Source organism: Rhodoferax sp. (assembly GCF_023701345.1).
GTDB lineage: Bacteria > Pseudomonadota > Gammaproteobacteria > Burkholderiales > Burkholderiaceae_C > Rhodoferax.
Window position 1 is genome coordinate 1 of record NZ_JAMPXE010000085.1, and the last position, 15,171, is coordinate 15,171.

11 protein-coding genes are annotated in these 15,171 nt (G+C 61.3%); 4 read left to right on the top strand and 7 right to left on the bottom strand.

Annotation, left to right across the window (positions count from 1 at the left end; translation table 11 throughout):
* The coding region (locus NDI87_RS11940; protein WP_296275463.1) for an SPFH domain-containing protein at nucleotides 1-284 on the bottom strand (284 nt) is incomplete at its 3' end.
* A 127-nt stretch (nucleotides 285-411) separates the two neighbouring features.
* Nucleotides 412-837, bottom strand: coding sequence for an NfeD family protein (locus tag NDI87_RS11945; RefSeq protein ID WP_296275465.1), 426 nt, complete (start codon nucleotides 835-837; stop codon nucleotides 412-414).
* Between the two features lie 130 nt (nucleotides 838-967).
* On the opposite strand from NDI87_RS11945, the gene NDI87_RS11950 reads away from it, so the two are divergent.
* The 3 genes from NDI87_RS11950 to NDI87_RS11960 all read left to right on the top strand — a co-directional run bounded on the left by NDI87_RS11950 (nucleotide 968) and on the right by NDI87_RS11960 (nucleotide 8,807).
* Nucleotides 968-3,256 carry an arginine/lysine/ornithine decarboxylase gene (locus NDI87_RS11950; RefSeq protein WP_296275466.1) on the top strand — a complete coding sequence of 763 codons (2,289 nt, stop codon included), beginning with the start codon at nucleotides 968-970 and terminating at the stop codon, nucleotides 3,254-3,256.
* Between the two features lie 137 nt (nucleotides 3,257-3,393).
* Entirely contained in the window at nucleotides 3,394-7,479 is a 4,086-nt protein-coding gene (gene putA / locus NDI87_RS11955; RefSeq protein ID WP_296275468.1) for a trifunctional transcriptional regulator/proline dehydrogenase/L-glutamate gamma-semialdehyde dehydrogenase, read from the top strand.
* Nucleotides 7,480-7,673: 194 nt separating this feature from the next.
* A complete protein-coding gene (locus tag NDI87_RS11960) occupies nucleotides 7,674-8,807 on the top strand; it encodes a branched-chain amino acid ABC transporter substrate-binding protein (protein ID WP_296275470.1) in 1,134 nt (377 codons plus the stop codon).
* A 6-nt stretch (nucleotides 8,808-8,813) separates the two neighbouring features.
* Here NDI87_RS11960 and amrS read toward each other — a convergent pair whose 3' ends face one another.
* The 5 genes from amrS to purM all read right to left on the bottom strand — a co-directional run bounded on the left by amrS (nucleotide 8,814) and on the right by purM (nucleotide 13,819).
* Nucleotides 8,814-9,893 (bottom strand): AmmeMemoRadiSam system radical SAM enzyme, encoded by a 1,080-nt coding sequence (gene amrS / locus NDI87_RS11965; RefSeq protein ID WP_296275473.1) that lies wholly within the window; start codon nucleotides 9,891-9,893, stop codon nucleotides 8,814-8,816.
* The gene (amrA, locus tag NDI87_RS11970) at nucleotides 9,890-10,465 is read right to left on the bottom strand and encodes an AmmeMemoRadiSam system protein A (RefSeq protein WP_296275474.1); all 576 of its coding nucleotides are present in this window, start codon (nucleotides 10,463-10,465) and stop codon (nucleotides 9,890-9,892) included. Before amrA ends, amrS begins: the two co-directional genes overlap by 4 nt.
* Nucleotides 10,455-11,273, bottom strand: a complete 819-nt coding sequence (amrB, locus tag NDI87_RS11975) for an AmmeMemoRadiSam system protein B (RefSeq protein ID WP_296275476.1) — start codon at nucleotides 11,271-11,273, stop codon at nucleotides 10,455-10,457. The genes amrA and amrB overlap by 11 nt, the downstream gene beginning before the upstream one ends.
* A gap of 116 nt (nucleotides 11,274-11,389) precedes the next feature.
* The gene (locus NDI87_RS11980) at nucleotides 11,390-12,592 is read right to left on the bottom strand and encodes an MFS transporter (RefSeq protein WP_296275478.1); all 1,203 of its coding nucleotides are present in this window, start codon (nucleotides 12,590-12,592) and stop codon (nucleotides 11,390-11,392) included.
* Nucleotides 12,593-12,775: 183 nt separating this feature from the next.
* Nucleotides 12,776-13,819: a phosphoribosylformylglycinamidine cyclo-ligase gene (gene purM, locus NDI87_RS11985; protein WP_296275479.1), complete on the bottom strand. Its 1,044-nt coding sequence runs from the start codon at nucleotides 13,817-13,819 to the stop codon at nucleotides 12,776-12,778.
* 102 nt (nucleotides 13,820-13,921) lie between these two features.
* On the opposite strand from purM, the gene NDI87_RS11990 reads away from it, so the two are divergent.
* On the top strand, nucleotides 13,922-15,016 hold the full coding sequence (locus NDI87_RS11990; protein WP_296275481.1) for an AI-2E family transporter: 1,095 nt from the start codon (nucleotides 13,922-13,924) through the stop codon (nucleotides 15,014-15,016).
* Nucleotides 15,017-15,171 lie beyond the last annotated feature (155 nt).

The following is a 15,171-nucleotide window of genomic DNA, read 5'->3' on the forward strand; positions in this document are numbered from 1 at the left end:
CGCATGGCATCGGTCACCTGAAAATACAGGATGCCATCGACCTGCAACTGGGTGTTGTCGCGCGTGATGCAGACCTGGCTCGGGATGTCGAGCGGGATTTCCTTGAGCAGGTGTTTGTAGGCCACCTTGTCGACAAACGGAATCAGAAAATTAAGGCCGGGCATCAAGGTGCCGGTGTACTTGCCAAGCCGCTCGACAACCCAGGCGTGCTGTTGCGGCACGACCTTGACCGATTGGGTGACAAAGATCACCGCGATGATAAAAAACAGGACTGCAACTTCCATTTGATGACTCCAAAAAATTAATTAACCGATGATCACGTCATTGCGAGGAACGCAGTGACGTGGCAATCCAGGGGCCTGGCATTCATGGATTGCCGCGCTTCGCTCGCAATGACAATCCTCTTCCAATTCACACCTTCTCCACCACCAGCCGGCTGCCGACGACTTCGACTATCCGGTGCAATCCGGGACTTGACGCCGCGCCGACGCGCAGGGACACGCCCCAGTTGGCGCCGCGGTAATGGGCGGTGCTGGTGCCGTCCTCGTTCCAGACATCGATATGCAGGGTTTCGCCGATGTCCAGATTGACATCCCGGTTGGCGCCGGCCGGCAGGGCTGGCGGCTGGTGCTTTTTATAACTGCGCCAGGCCACCACAAAACCACCGCCGAGCGCTGCTGCCACCACCAGTTGCACCGGCACCGACGCCCCCAGGTGGGCGGCGATGGCGGCGCCGGCCACGCCCAGCGACACCATCAGCAGATAAAAGGTGCCGGTCAGCAGTTCAAGCGCAATCAATCCCCCTGCCAACAGCCACCAGATGGTCGATTCAGCCATGTTTGTTTCCATTTGTTATGAGACCTGCCACATTCTGCGGTAAAAGTGCGTGTCCGCAACCGTCTTGACGCGATAAGTCCTTACACTTCGCGCCAATTTCCTTTTTTTCCCTGCGTCGCTGGAGCCTGTCATGAAATTCCGCTTTCCGATTGTCATTATTGACGAGGATTACCGTTCTGAAAATACTTCCGGCCTGGGCATCCGCGCCCTGGCGCAGGCCTTCGAGTCTGAAGGTTTCGAGGTGCTGGGCGTCACCAGCTATGGTGACCTGAGCCAGTTTGCCCAGCAGCAAAGCCGGGCCAGCACTTTTATTTTGTCGATCGACGATGAGGAATTCACCCCGGGGCCAGACCTGGACCCGGCCGTGGTGAACCTGCGCCACTTCATCGAAGAGGTGCGCCGGCGCAACCTCGATGTGCCGATCTACATTTACGGCGAGACCAAGACCAGCCGCCATCTGCCCAACGACATCCTGCGTGAACTGCACGGTTTCATTCACATGTTCGAGGACACCCCCGAGTTTGTCGCGCGCCACATCATCCGTGAAGCCAAGAGTTACCTGGAAGGCGTGCAGCCGCCATTTTTCAAGGCCTTGCTCGACTATGCCGAGGATGGTTCCTATTCGTGGCACTGCCCGGGTCATTCGGGCGGCGTGGCGTTTCTGAAAAGCCCGGTGGGCCAGATGTACCACCAGTTTTACGGTGAAAACATGCTGCGCGCCGACGTCTGTAACGCGGTCGAAGAACTGGGCCAACTTCTCGACCACGATGGCGCCATTGGCAAGAGCGAGCGCAATGCCGCGCGCATCTTCAACGCCGACCATTGCTTTTTTGTCACCAACGGCACCTCTACCTCCAACAAGATGGTCTGGCACCACACCGTGGCGCCGAACGACGTGGTGGTGGTGGACCGCAATTGCCACAAGTCGATCCTGCACGCGATCATCATGACCGGCGCGATCCCGGTGTTTTTGAAGCCCACGCGCAACCACTTCGGCATCATCGGACCCATTCCCAAAAGCGAGTTCGAGCCCGCCACCATCAAGGCCAAGATCAGGGCCAACCCGCTGATCAAGGAGCATTTGCCCGACATCGACGTGAACCAGATCAAGCCGCGCGTGCTGACGCTGACGCAATCGACCTACGACGGCGTGCTGTACAACACCGAAACGGTCAAGAACATGCTCGACGGCTATGTGGAAAACATCCACTTTGACGAGGCCTGGCTGCCACACGCGGCGTTTCACCCGTTTTACGGCACTTACCATGCCATGGGCAAAAACCGGGCGCGGCCGAAAAAAGCCATGGTCTACGCCACCCAGTCCATTCACAAGCTGCTGGCCGGCATCAGCCAGGCCAGCCATGTGCTGGTGCAGGACTCGCAAACCGTTAAGCTTGACAAGCACCTCTTCAACGAAGCCTACCTGATGCACACCAGCACCAGTCCGCAGTACAGCATCATTGCCAGCTGCGACGTGGCCGCGGCCATGATGGAGCCGCCCGGCGGCACCGCGCTGGTGGAAGAAAGTATTGCCGAGGCGCTCGACTTCCGCCGTGCCATGCGCCAGATTGACGACGACTACGGCAGCGATTGGTGGTTCAAGGTCTGGGGACCGGACAAACTGGTGGAGGAGGGCATTGGCCGCGCCGACGACTGGATCATCAAGGGCGAGTCGCGCACCATCAAGGCGGGCGTGAACTGGCACGGTTTTGGCAAGATGGCCACCGGCTTCAACATGCTTGATCCGATCAAATCCACCGTGGTGACACCGGGCATGGACCTGAACGGCAAGTTTGCCAAGACCGGCATTCCGGCCAGCATCGTGACCAAGTTTTTGGCCGAGCACGGCGTGGTGGTGGAAAAAACGGGCCTTTACAGCTTTTTCATCATGTTCACCATCGGCATCACCAAGGGCCGCTGGAACAGCATGCTGACCGCCTTGCAACAGTTCAAGGACGATTACGCCAAGAACCAGGCCATGTGGCGCATCCTGCCGGAGTTTTGCCAGAAGTACCCCAAATACGAAGACATGGGCCTGGCCGACCTGTGCCAGCACATCCACCAGCTCTATGCCAAGTACGACATTGCGCGGCTGACCACCGACATGTACCTGAGCGACCTCACCCCGGCGATGAAACCGAGCGACGCCTACGCCCATATTGCGCTGCGCAAGACCGAGCGTGTGGAGATTGACCAGCTCGAAGGCCGCGTCACTGTGGGCCTGGTGACACCTTACCCACCCGGCATTCCGCTGCTGATTCCGGGTGAGGTGTTCAACAAGAAGATTGTGGATTACCTCAAGTTTTCCCGCGAGTTCAACCGCCAGTGCCCGGGTTTCGAAACCGACATCCACGGCCTGGTGGAAGAGCAGGGCGCCGATGGCCAGGTGCATTACTACGCCGATTGCGTGAGGGTCTGAATGCCGCAAATTTCTGTAGGGCGGGTTTCTACTACAGCCCGATATCCATAAAAGTGCAACCCAAGGGTTATCCCTGATTTAAATGGGTTGCACTCTAAATAGAATTGGTGCAACTTATTTTATGAAAAGTTGCACCAATGGCTACTGTCACGCTTGGCATCAAGGTCGATGAAACCCTCCGAACACGCATCAAGGAGGCTGCCAGCGCGCAGGGAAAAACCCCGCACTGGCTCATCAAGCAGGCGGTCATGCAGTATGTCGAGAGTGTCGAGCGTGGCCAGTTAGCACCGCTTGCAAGCGTAAGTGCAACTCATGTTGTTGAAGCCTCTGAACTGGATGAAGCCGACGAGCTGACAACACCCGTCGCAGCCACCTTTTCTGCGCCACAACCTTTTTTGGACTGGGCGCAAAACGTGCTGCCGCAGACCGACATGCGCGCTGCCATCACTGCCGCCTGGCACCGCCCCGAGCCCGAGTGCCTGCCGCTGCTGGTGCAACTGGCCCATGTCACTGACCCGGTGCAGCGCACGGCCATCGAAGAAGTGGCGGCCCGCCTGGTCAATGGCCTGCGCAGCAACAAGGACAGCGGCGGCGTGGAAGCGCTGGTGCAGGAGTTTTCGCTGTCCAGCCAGGAAGGCGTGGCGCTGATGTGCATGGCCGAGGCGCTTTTGCGCATCCCGGACAATGCCACCCGCGATGCGCTGATTCGCGACAAGATCAGCCATGGCGACTGGCATTCGCATCTGGGTAACTCGCCGTCGATGTTCGTCAACGCGGCCGTTTGGGGCCTGATGCTGACCGGCAAGCTGACCGCCACCGCGAGCGAAAAAAGCATGGCCAGCGCCCTCACGCGCCTGATCGGCAAGGGTGGCGAGCCGCTGATCCGCCAGGGTGTGCACCGCGCCATGAAGCTCATGGGTGAGCAATTCGTCACTGGGCAAACCATTTCCGAAGCGCTGGCCAACAGCCGCGCGCTGGAGAAAAAGGGCTTTCGTTACTCCTACGACATGCTGGGCGAAGCCGCCACCACCGAGCTGGATGCCGAGCGCTATGTGGCGTCTTACGAGCAGTCGATCCGCGCCATCGGCATGGCGTCCAATGGCCGTGGCATTTTTGAAGGTCCTGGCATTTCGGTCAAGCTCTCCGCCCTGCACACGCGCTACAGCCGCGCCCAGCGCGACCGCGTCATGGCCGAGCTGCTGCCGCGACTGACCAAGCTGGCGCTGCTGGCGCGCCAGTACGACATTGCCATCAACATCGACGCCGAAGAGTCGGACCGGCTGGAGTTGTCGCTGGACCTGCTGGAGAGCCTGTGTTTCGACCCCCGGCTCAAAGGCTGGAACGGCATCGGTTTTGTGGTGCAGGCTTACCTCAAGCGCTGCCCCTATGTGATCGACCATGTGATCGATCTGGCCCGGCGCAGCGGCCACCGGCTGATGATCCGGCTGGTCAAGGGCGCCTACTGGGACGCCGAAATCAAGCGCGCCCAACTCGATGGTCTGGACGGCTACCCGGTGTACACGCGCAAGGTCTATACCGACGTGGCTTACCTGGCCTGCGCACGCAAATTGCTGGCCGTGCCGGATGCGGTGTACCCTCAGTTTGCCACCCACAACGCGCAGACCGTGGCCTCCATCTACCAGATGGCGGGTCAAAACTATTACGCCGGTCAATACGAGTTCCAGTGCCTGCACGGCATGGGCGAGCCGCTCTACGAGCAGGTCACCGGTACCGTGGCAGACGGCAAACTGGGCCGCCCGTGCCGCATTTACGCGCCGGTGGGTACCCATGAGACGCTGCTGGCCTACCTGGTGCGCCGGCTGCTGGAAAACGGTTCCAACTCTTCCTTCGTCAACCGCATTGGCGACCCCAAAATCAAAGTCGAAGAACTGGTGGCCGACCCGGTGAGCGAAGCGCAGGCCATCGAGGCGCAGACCGGCCAACTCGGCGCGCCCCATTCCAAAATTGCCTTGCCGCGCCAGATGTTTGCCGAGCTGGGTGCCCAGTCGCGGCTGAACTCGTCGGGTCTGAACCTGGCCAATGAACAGCAACTGGCGTCACTGGCTGCCGGCTTGCTGCGCAGCACGCAAACCAGCCACGCCGCTGCGGCCAGCGTGGCTGAGGTGGCGCCAGTGAGCCCGCAAACGGTTGAAATTGACGGCTGGCAAGCCGTGCTCAACCCGGCCGACACGCGCGATGTGGTGGGCTGGGTGCGCCCGGCCAGCCCCAGCGAGGTGAGTCTGGCGGCGAGCCGGGCGGACCATGCCACGCAAATTTGGCAGGTCACACCGCCGCAGGAGCGCGCTGCCTGCCTGAAGCGTGCGGCTGACTTGCTTGAGCAGCGCACGCAAAGCATTCTGGGCCTGATCGTGCGCGAGGCGGGCAAGTCGCTGCCCAATGCCATCTCCGAGGTGCGCGAGGCGGTGGACTTCTTGCGTTATTACGCGGCCCAGGTGGAGGCCACATTTGACAACCAGACGCATCGGCCCCTGGGCGTGGTGCTGTGCATCAGTCCGTGGAACTTTCCGCTGGCGATCTTCGCCGGCCAGGTGGCGGCGGCGCTGGCCAGCGGCAACTGTGTGCTGGCCAAACCGGCCGAACAAACACCGCTGGTGGCCGATGTGATGGTCAAGCTGCTGCACGAAGCCGGCGTGCCACAAGATGCGGTGCAATTGGTGCCCGGCACCGGCGATGTGGTGGGCGCTGCGCTGGTGGCGCACCCGCAGGTGGCGGGTGTGATGTTTACCGGCTCGACCGAAGTGGCGCGCCTGATCGCGCAAACCCTGTCACAACGCCTGAGCCGGCAGGGCCGCAGCATCCCGCTGATTGCCGAAACCGGTGGCCAGAATGCCATGGTGGTCGATTCATCGGCGCTGGCCGAGCAGGTGGTGGGCGATGTGTTGGCGTCGGCCTTTGATTCTGCCGGCCAGCGCTGCTCGGCCTTGCGCCTGTTGTGCGTTCAGGAAGACGTGGCCGAGCGCGTGCTCGACATGATCAAGCAGGCCATGCGCGAGTGGGTGATGGGCAACCCGGACCACATGCACACCGACATCGGGCCGGTGATCGACGAGGAGGCGCATGCGCAGATTGAACGGCACATTGCGCGCATGCAGGCCGATGGCCAGGCGGTCACACGCATGGCGCGCGACGAAAGCGCCGTTCAAGGTCATTTTGTGATGCCCACGTTGATCGAAATCGACCGCATCGAGCGCCTGCAGCGCGAGGTGTTCGGCCCGGTGCTGCATGTGCTGCGCTACCGGCGTGACGACCTTGACAAGGTGCTTGATGCCATCAATGCCACCGGCTACGGCCTGACTTTTGGCGTGCACAGCCGCATTGACGAAACCATTGCCCAGGTCACGCAAAAGGTGCAGGCAGGCAATATTTACGTCAACCGCAACGTGATTGGTGCGGTGGTGGGGGTGCAGCCGTTTGGTGGCATGGGCTTGTCGGGCACCGGGCCCAAAGCAGGCGGCCCGTTGTACCTCTACCGTTTGTTGCAGGCCGACGCGGCCCAGAACAATCCGGCTCTCACCGCACTGACAGACTCGCCCGCTTGTCGCGCATTGGTGCCCGCCAGCACCGGGCGCCAACAATCCGAGCACGCCAGCCTGCAAGCCCTGGAGGTTTTACTGGAAAGCTTGCAAGGGCTGGCGTTGGTGGCGCCTTTGGGTGAATTGAGCCACTTTGAAGCGGTGCAAGCCAGCGCCATCTGTGAAGCCTACCTGGCCTGCACCGTGCTGGGACAGGCTTTCAAACTGCCCGGTCCGACGGGTGAATCGAACCGTTACCAGCTGTTGCCGCGCGGCGCGGTTTGTGCCGTGCCACAAACCACGCTTGGCTTGATCAATCAATTGGCGGCGGCCCTGGCCAGCGGCAACCGCTGCTGGCTGGAGGCGCCGGCCTCTGACAGCGCTTTGGCACGGCTGCTCAATACGCTGCCCGTCGCGGTCAAACCGTTTGTACAGTTGTGCACCGCCGGGCAATTGCACGGCGAAAAACACCTGAGCGCCATGCTGTTTGAAGGCGATGGTGACGCACTGCAAGCCCTGTCGCTTCAGGTGGCGCAGCATGACGGTGCCATCGTGCGCATTGAAAGTCTGACACCCGCTCAACTTGCCGCAGGGGCACACTACGACCTGAGCGCCTTGATGCACGAACAAAGCATCAGCACCAACACGGCAGCCGCAGGCGGCAACGCGCAGTTGATGACGATGGGCTGATTTTTATAAAAAAGGAGACATTGATGACATTCAAGACACCACCATGAGGCATCGGAAATTTGTAGAGAACCCGCCCTCCGTCATTGCGAACGCAGTGAAGCAATCCATGACTGCCTGACTCCTTGGATTGCCGCGCTTCGCTCGCAATGACAACACTTAGTCATGCATTTTCTAAATTTTTTCAGGAAACCCCTATGAAACTTACCTCCACACTTTTACCCCTGATGGGCGCTTTGACCCTGGCCTTTGCCAGCCAGGCCCAGGCCCAGGAACAAACGGTTGTCATTGGCCTGACCGGCCCCTTGTCGGGTGCCAACGCCTTTGCCGGCAAGGACAATGAGAACGGCGTGCGCCTGGCCGTTGATGACCTCAACAGCAAGAAGATCACGGTCGGTGGCAAAACGCTCAAATTTGTCCTGCAATCCGAAGACGACCAATGCGACCCCAAAGCCGGTGTGCAGGTTGCGCAAAAATTTGTCGATGGCGGCGTCAAGTTCGTCATGGGCCCCTATTGCTCGGGGGTGGCGGTTCCGGCCTCGCGAATTTATAACGAAGGTGGCGCCATGATGTCCACCGTCGGCACCAACCCCAAAGTCACCTTGGGCGGCTACAAAAATCTGTTTCGGATCATCGCCAGCGACAACCAGATTGGTTCCGGCATGGCCAACTATGCGGCCAAGGTGCTCAAGCTGAAAACCGTGGCGGTGATTGATGACCGAACCGCTTTTGGCCAAGGTGTGGCCGAAGAATTTACCAAGGAAGCCAACAAACTGGGGCTGAACGTGGTGGCCAAGGAATTCACCACCGACAAGGCCACCGACTTCACCGCCATCCTGACCAGCCTGAAGGCCAAAAAACCGGAAGCCATATTCTTTGGCGGCTACGCGCCTCAGGCCGCGCCCATGACACGCCAGATGCAACAACTCGCCATCAAAGCCAAATTGCTGGGCGGTGACACCCTGTGCAGCCCCGAAATGGGCAAGCTCGCTGGCGATGCGGTCAACGACGTGGTGTTCTGCGCGCAGGGTGGCTCGATCCTGGAAAAGACAGCCGCTGGCCCGGCTTTCAAAGCCAAGTACAAGCAACGTTACAACCAGGACGCCGACGTGTATGCCGCGCCGTTTTATGACCAAACCATGTTCATTGGCGAGTCCATCCAGAAAGCCGGTTCACTGGACCCGGACAAAGTGGGCGCTGTCATCTATAAAGCCAGCTACAAGGGCATCATGGGCACCTACGCCTACGACGACAAAGGCAACATGAAGCAGGCCCCGATCACGGTCTATACCTTCAAGAACGCCACTCTGGTGCCGCTGGCCAGCTATTGAGGCCAGTCATCCCAGCGTGACCGGGATGCGGTGGCGGCCAAAGTGGCCGCTGGCCGCATCAAAACGCCCGGCTATGGCCGTGCCGCAATCGGGGCAATGGCCCGAGGCGGTGAGTCGGTAGTCGTTGATCTGGTACCAGTCGCGCACGATCAGCGGGGCTTTGCAGCCGGGGCAAAAGGTGGTGTCGCCCTCAACGTTGTGCACGTTGCCGGTGTAGACATAGTGCAGCCCCTGTTGCAAGGCAATGTTGCGGGCGCGCACCAGCGTGGCAAGCGGCGTCTGGGGCACGTCCACCATTTTGTAATCGGGGTGAAAAGCCGAGAAGTGCAGCGGCACGTCGGGGCCAAGCTCCTTGCTGATCCAGCCACACATGGCGGTGAGTTCCTCGTCCGAGTCGTTGCGCCCCGGAATCAGCAGGGTGGTGAGTTCCAGCCAGATATCAGTCTTATGCTTGAGGTAGAGCAGGGTGTCGAGCACCGGCTGCAGATGCGCGCTGGTCAGTTTGAAGTAAAAGTCTTCGGTGAACGCCTTCAGATCCACATTGGCGGCGTCCATTTTGGCGAAAAAATCACGCCGCGGCTGCTCATGGATGTAGCCCGCCGTGACCGCCACCGTCTGGAGGCCCAGCGCGTGGCAGGCATCGGCCGTGTCCATCGCGTACTCGGCAAAAATGACCGGGTCGTTGTAGGTAAAGGCCACGCTCTTGCAGCCTTGCTGGCGCGCCGCCTTGGCGATTGCCTGGGGCGAGGCCTGGTCCATCAGCCGGTCCATGTCGTGCGACTTGCTGATGTCCCAGTTCTGGCAGAACTTGCAGGCCAGGTTGCAGCCCGCCGTGCCAAAGGAAAACACGCTGCTGCCCGGGTAAAAGTTGTTGAGCGGCTTTTTTTCGATCGGATCGATGCAAAACCCGGATGAACGCCCGTAAGTGGTCAGGATCATCTGCTCACCCTCGCGCATGCGCACAAAACAGGCGCCGCGCTGGCCCTCGTGCAGCTTGCAGTCGCGCGGACACAGGTCGCACTGCAGGCGGCCATCCTCGATCTGGTGCCAGTAACGGGCAGGGTAGCTGGGTGCGTTCACTTTCATGCTGTGCCCTCGACTTCCTTGAATTTGCGCACCGTGTAACGCTGCAGCCGAACCTCTGCCGCCCAGAAATCGGGCGCCAGCCCCGCCTTGTGCTTGAGGTGGGCCATGAACTGCCGGGTGTTGGGCAATTGCTCCCACACCTGCGGCAAAAAGGTGCTGCGGTAACGTCCGAACTCAAAAACCACGCCATCCACACCGGGTCGCAGTTGCGCCAGGGCATGTTCTTCACTGTCAAAGTCAAGGGGCTGCATCGCTGACAGCACGGAGACCTCAACGTCGGTGACATCAAGTTCGGCCAGAGTCAGGGGGGCAAAGCGCGGGTCGTGCAGGGCGGCGGCAATGGCGTTGGCCTGAATATCGCTGATGAGCGGACGGTGCGCGTGCAGCGAACCAATGCAGCCGCGCAGTTGGCCCTGCTGCGTCAGGGTGACAAAGCAGGCGCCCAAGGCCTGCAACTCCCCGGCCATTTCCGGCGTGCTGGTCAGTTGACCCAAGGCACTGGTGATGGCAGCACGGGCAATCTGCAGCAACTCCTTGCCGTCTTTGACTGGTGATGTTTGATCAGTGTCCATGGGTTGTTTCCTGATGGAAGGCCAGCGCCGCATAACCCACCACGCGCCCCTTGTCGCCAGCCGTGTCACCCGAATTGCACAGCCCCAGCAGTTGCGGTTGCAGGTGATGGCGCCGGGCCGCCAGCAGCAGGCCGTTGACCGGGGTGGCACCACAGGCCTGCTGGTGGTTCAGCGTTGGCTCCAACTGCATCATGTCCTGCACCGTCTCGCTGTCAATCGACTGCGCGGTGGCGTAAGGCAGAAAGTGCGACAGGTCGGAGCTGATCACGATCAGCGTCTCGTCGCCGCCCCAGAGCACGTCCAGCACCTGGGCCACCTCTGCCGGCGTCGCATCGCCTACCGCCAGCGGCAGCAGTTTGAAGTCATCCAGCACGGACTGCAAAAACGGCAATTGCACCTCCAGCGAATGCTCCTGCGCGTGGGCGGCCGGGCTCACCACCACCTGGGGCAGCGACCGAATGGCCGCCACGGCGTCCTGGTCGATTTCGATCTCGCCCAACGGGGTGGCAAAGTAGTCGGTACCGGGCAGGGCCAGACCACGCACAGGCACCCGGTGCACCGGCCCCAGCAACACCACGCGCCGGATGGTCTGGCGGACTGTGGCGAGTTGCGCATAGGCCTGTGCCGCGGTGGCGCCGGAGTAGATGTAGCCCGCATGGGGAGCGATCAGGGCTTTGGGTGGCAGGGCGGGCGTATTGGCAGCACCGGACTTGGCCGCAGCCAGCATGGCCAACACATCGTGTGTCAGGGTCTGGCTGCGCCCTGGGTAAAAAGACCCGGCGACAGCGGGTGGGCGGATTGGGTTCATATGTGCTCCCTTTGCCAAAGAAACTCCCATTGCCAAATCATATGGTGCTGACTCGCAGCAAATCAAGTGGATTGACGCCGCTTGGCAAACCCGAAAGCCAGCGCTTCAGGCCGCTGTCACAAACGAGTAGGTGTGACAGGCGGTCGCGGTTGCAGCGCCAACAAACCCAGCGCGAGTGCCGCAAAACCAACACCCGCCATAAAGGTGAACGAGGCCCCGAATGATTGCCAGAGCCAGCCCGCCAGGCCGCTGGCGACCAGCATCGCCACGCCGCTGAGTAAATTGAAAAAACCATAGGCGGTGCCGCGCAAATCGGCCGGCGCGGTGTCGGCCACCATGGCGGCCAGCAGGCCCTGTGTCATGGCCATGTGCAAGCCCCACAGCGCCACGCCGGCCCAAAAGATCACACCATTGTTGCCGAATGCGAGCAGCACATCTGCACCGATCAACAGCAGCAGGCCCCAGCCGAGCAAGCTGGTATGACTCAATTTGTCGGCCAGCTTGCCAAACGGGTAGGCGCACGCGGCGTAGACGATGTTCATGCCGATCAGTACCAACGGCGTCCAGGCCAGCGCCAAGCCGCCTTGCTGTGCCCGCAATACCAGAAAGGCCTCGCTGAATCGTGCCAGCGTGAACACGGCACCCACGCCGACCACCCACCAGTAGGCCGGGCGCAAGCGGGCCAGGTTGGCGCGGCTGATGGGGTTGAGGCGCTTGTGGGTCACAGACCGATCCGGCTCCTGCACGCCCCACACCAGCAGCGCCACGCACAGGACAGCCGGCACGGTGGCGACCCAGAACACGGCGCGAAAGTCGTCCTGCCAGAGCAGCATGAAGCCAATGGCCAGCATCGGCCCCAAAAAAGCACCCACGGTGTCGAGCGACTGGCGCAGGCCGAAGGCGGCACCGCGCAGCTCAGGCGGGGCGATGTCGGCCACCAGCGCATCACGCGGCGCGCCGCGGATGCCTTTGCCAACCCGATCGGCCAGCCGTGCGGTGATGATCCAGCCGCTGGACGTGGCCAGGGCAAACAGCGGTTTGGACAATGCGCCCAGGCCATAGCCCAGCACGGCGAGTGGTTTGCGTTTGCCCCAGTAGTCGCTCAAGGCGCCGGAGAACACCTTGACGATGAGCGCCGTGGCCTCGGCGGCCCCTTCGATCAGCCCAACCACAAAGACGCTGATGCCCAAAGTGGTGACCATGAACACCGGCAACAGGCTGTGAATCAGCTCACTCGACACGTCCATCAGCAGGCTGACAAAGCCCAGCGCCCAGATACCTGCCGGGATTTTGCGCAAAGGCTGGGGTGGCGGGGTCATGGTTAAGTCTCTATCCCGACCCGGTTGTCATTGCCTGAACGTGGCTCCGTCACTGCGAGCGTAGCGTGGCAGTCCATGAAGTCGGAAGTCATGGATTGCTTCACTTGCGTATCGCAATGACGGACTCTGTTCATGGATCGCCGCGCTTCGCTCGCGATGACGAGTCCGGTTCATGCTCTGGAATCAGCGCACCAGCACGGCGGCGCTGTCGCCACGCTCGGCAATCACGCCGATTTCATACACCGCTTCACCGGCAGCGCGCAGCGTGGTGGCGCAGGCAGCAGCGCTGGTGGAGTCAATGACGACCACCATGCCGATGCCGTTGTTGAACGTGCGGTTCATCTCGATGTCGTCAATGCCCGCCGTGGCTTGCAGCCAGGCAAACAGTTCGGTTTTTGGCCAGCTGCCCTTGACCAGATGGGCGGCCGTGCCGCCAGGCAGCACGCGCGGGATGTTTTCCAGCAAGCCGCCACCGGTGATGTGGGCCAGGGCCTTGATCGGGTGGGCGGCCAGCGCGGCCAGCACGTTCTTGACATAGAGGCGGGTGGGCTCCATCAGCGCCTGCTTGAACGGTTTGCCGTCGAGCGTGGCGGGCACGGTGCCAGCACTTTCGGCGCGCTCGATGCACTTGCGCACCAAGCTGAAGCCATTGGAATGCACTCCGCTGGAGGCCAGACCCAGCACCACGTCGCCAAGCTTGACATCTGCACCTGTCAGGATTTTGGATTTTTCAACCGCGCCCACCGCAAAACCGGCCAGGTCGTATTCACCAGCCGGGTACATGCCGGGCATTTCAGCAGTTTCACCGCCGATCAGGGCGCAGCCGGACAGCTCGCAGCCTTTGGCGATGCCGCCCACGACGGCGGCGGCGGTGTCCACGTCGAGCTTGCCGCAGGCAAAGTAGTCCAGGAAAAACAGCGGCTCGGCGCCTTGCACCAGCACGTCATTGACGCTCATGGCCACCAGGTCGATGCCCACGGTGTCGTGCATGTTCCACTCAAACGCCAGCTTGAGCTTGGTGCCGACGCCGTCGGTGCCGCTCACCAGCACCGGCTCCTGGTAGCGCTTGGGCACTTCAAACAGCGCGCCAAAGCCGCCGATGCCGGCCAGCACGCCTTCGCGCATGGTTTTCTTGGCGAGCGGCTTGATGCGTTCCACCAGCGCGTCGCCCGCGTCAATGTCAACGCCGGCGGCTTTGTAGGAAAGAGGGGAGGTGGATTGGGTCATGACAATGGGCAGGTAAGGCAAAAGGGTGGCTCAGGCGGCAAGCCGTAAGCCCGATAGAATTTGGCCTGATTTTAAGGGGTTGGCCCGTTGGCCATTTCATCAATGCAATTTACTTCCACACAAAAAAGAGCTTCTGCCTGGTTGGCGCTGCTGCTGGGCACGCTGGCTGTGCTTTGGCTGCTGGCTCCGGTGTTGACGCCGTTTGTGGTGGCGGCCATTCTGGCCTACGCGCTTACGCCCGTGGTGGATTGGCTGGACCGACTGGGCCGGGGCCGCATGCCCCGTTTGCTGGCGGTGGTGCTGGTGGAAATTATTTTCCTGCTACTGCTGCTGGCGCTGATGCTGCTGGTGGTGCCCATCCTGATCAAGCAGTTGCCACTGCTGCGTGAGCAGGTGCCGCCGATGCTGGACCGCTTTAATACCTTCCTGCAACCCTTCTTGTCGCAATTTGGCGTGCATGTGTCGCTTGACGTGGCCGGGCTCAAGGCTTTTGCCATGGAGCATCTGAGCGCCAATTTTGAAGACTTGCTGGGCCGTTTGCTGGCCTCGGCCAAACTCGGTGGCAGCGTGGCGTTGTCGCTGGTGGGCAATGCGGTACTGATCCCGGTGGTGCTGTTTTACCTGCTGATGGAATGGCGCCGCTTTGTCGACCTGCTGCTGGTGCTGGTGCCGCCCCGGTTGCGCCCGGCGGTGGACAACTTTACCGATGAAGCCGATGGTGTGCTGGGTCAGTACCTGCGCGGCCAGATGCTGGTGATGGTGGTGCTGGCGGTGTATTACAGCGCCGGGCTGGCGCTGTTTGGCCTGGATCTGGCGCTGCCCATTGGTGTCTTCACCGGCCTGGCTGTGGCGATTCCCTACCTGGGTTTCGGGCTCGGGCTGATTCTGGCGACGCTGGCGGGTTTTCTTGAATTTTCGGCACAGGCCGGTCATGTCAGCGCGCTGGTGATGGTGGCGGTGGTGTATGGCCTGGGCCAGTTGGTGGAGAGTTTCTTTTTGACCCCGCGGCTGGTGGGTGAGCGCGTCGGGCTGCATCCACTGGCCGTTATTTTTGCCTTGCTGGCGTTTGGCCATTTGCTGGGCTTTGTCGGCGTGTTGATTGCCCTGCCGCTGAGCGCGGTGATGCTGGTCGCCATCCGCCGGCTGCGCCTGGCTTATCTGGACAGCGCGCTTTACCAGGACCGTCACGACGCATGATGCAACAACTGGTGCTGGACATGGGCTTGCCGACGGGGCCGAGCCTGAAAAACTTTTGCGTTGGCTCGAATGAAGCCGCCGTGGCGCATCTCAAGCTCTGGCTGGGTCATGACGGCACCACCCGGCGTTCACCCGTTCCGACTTACCTGTGGGGC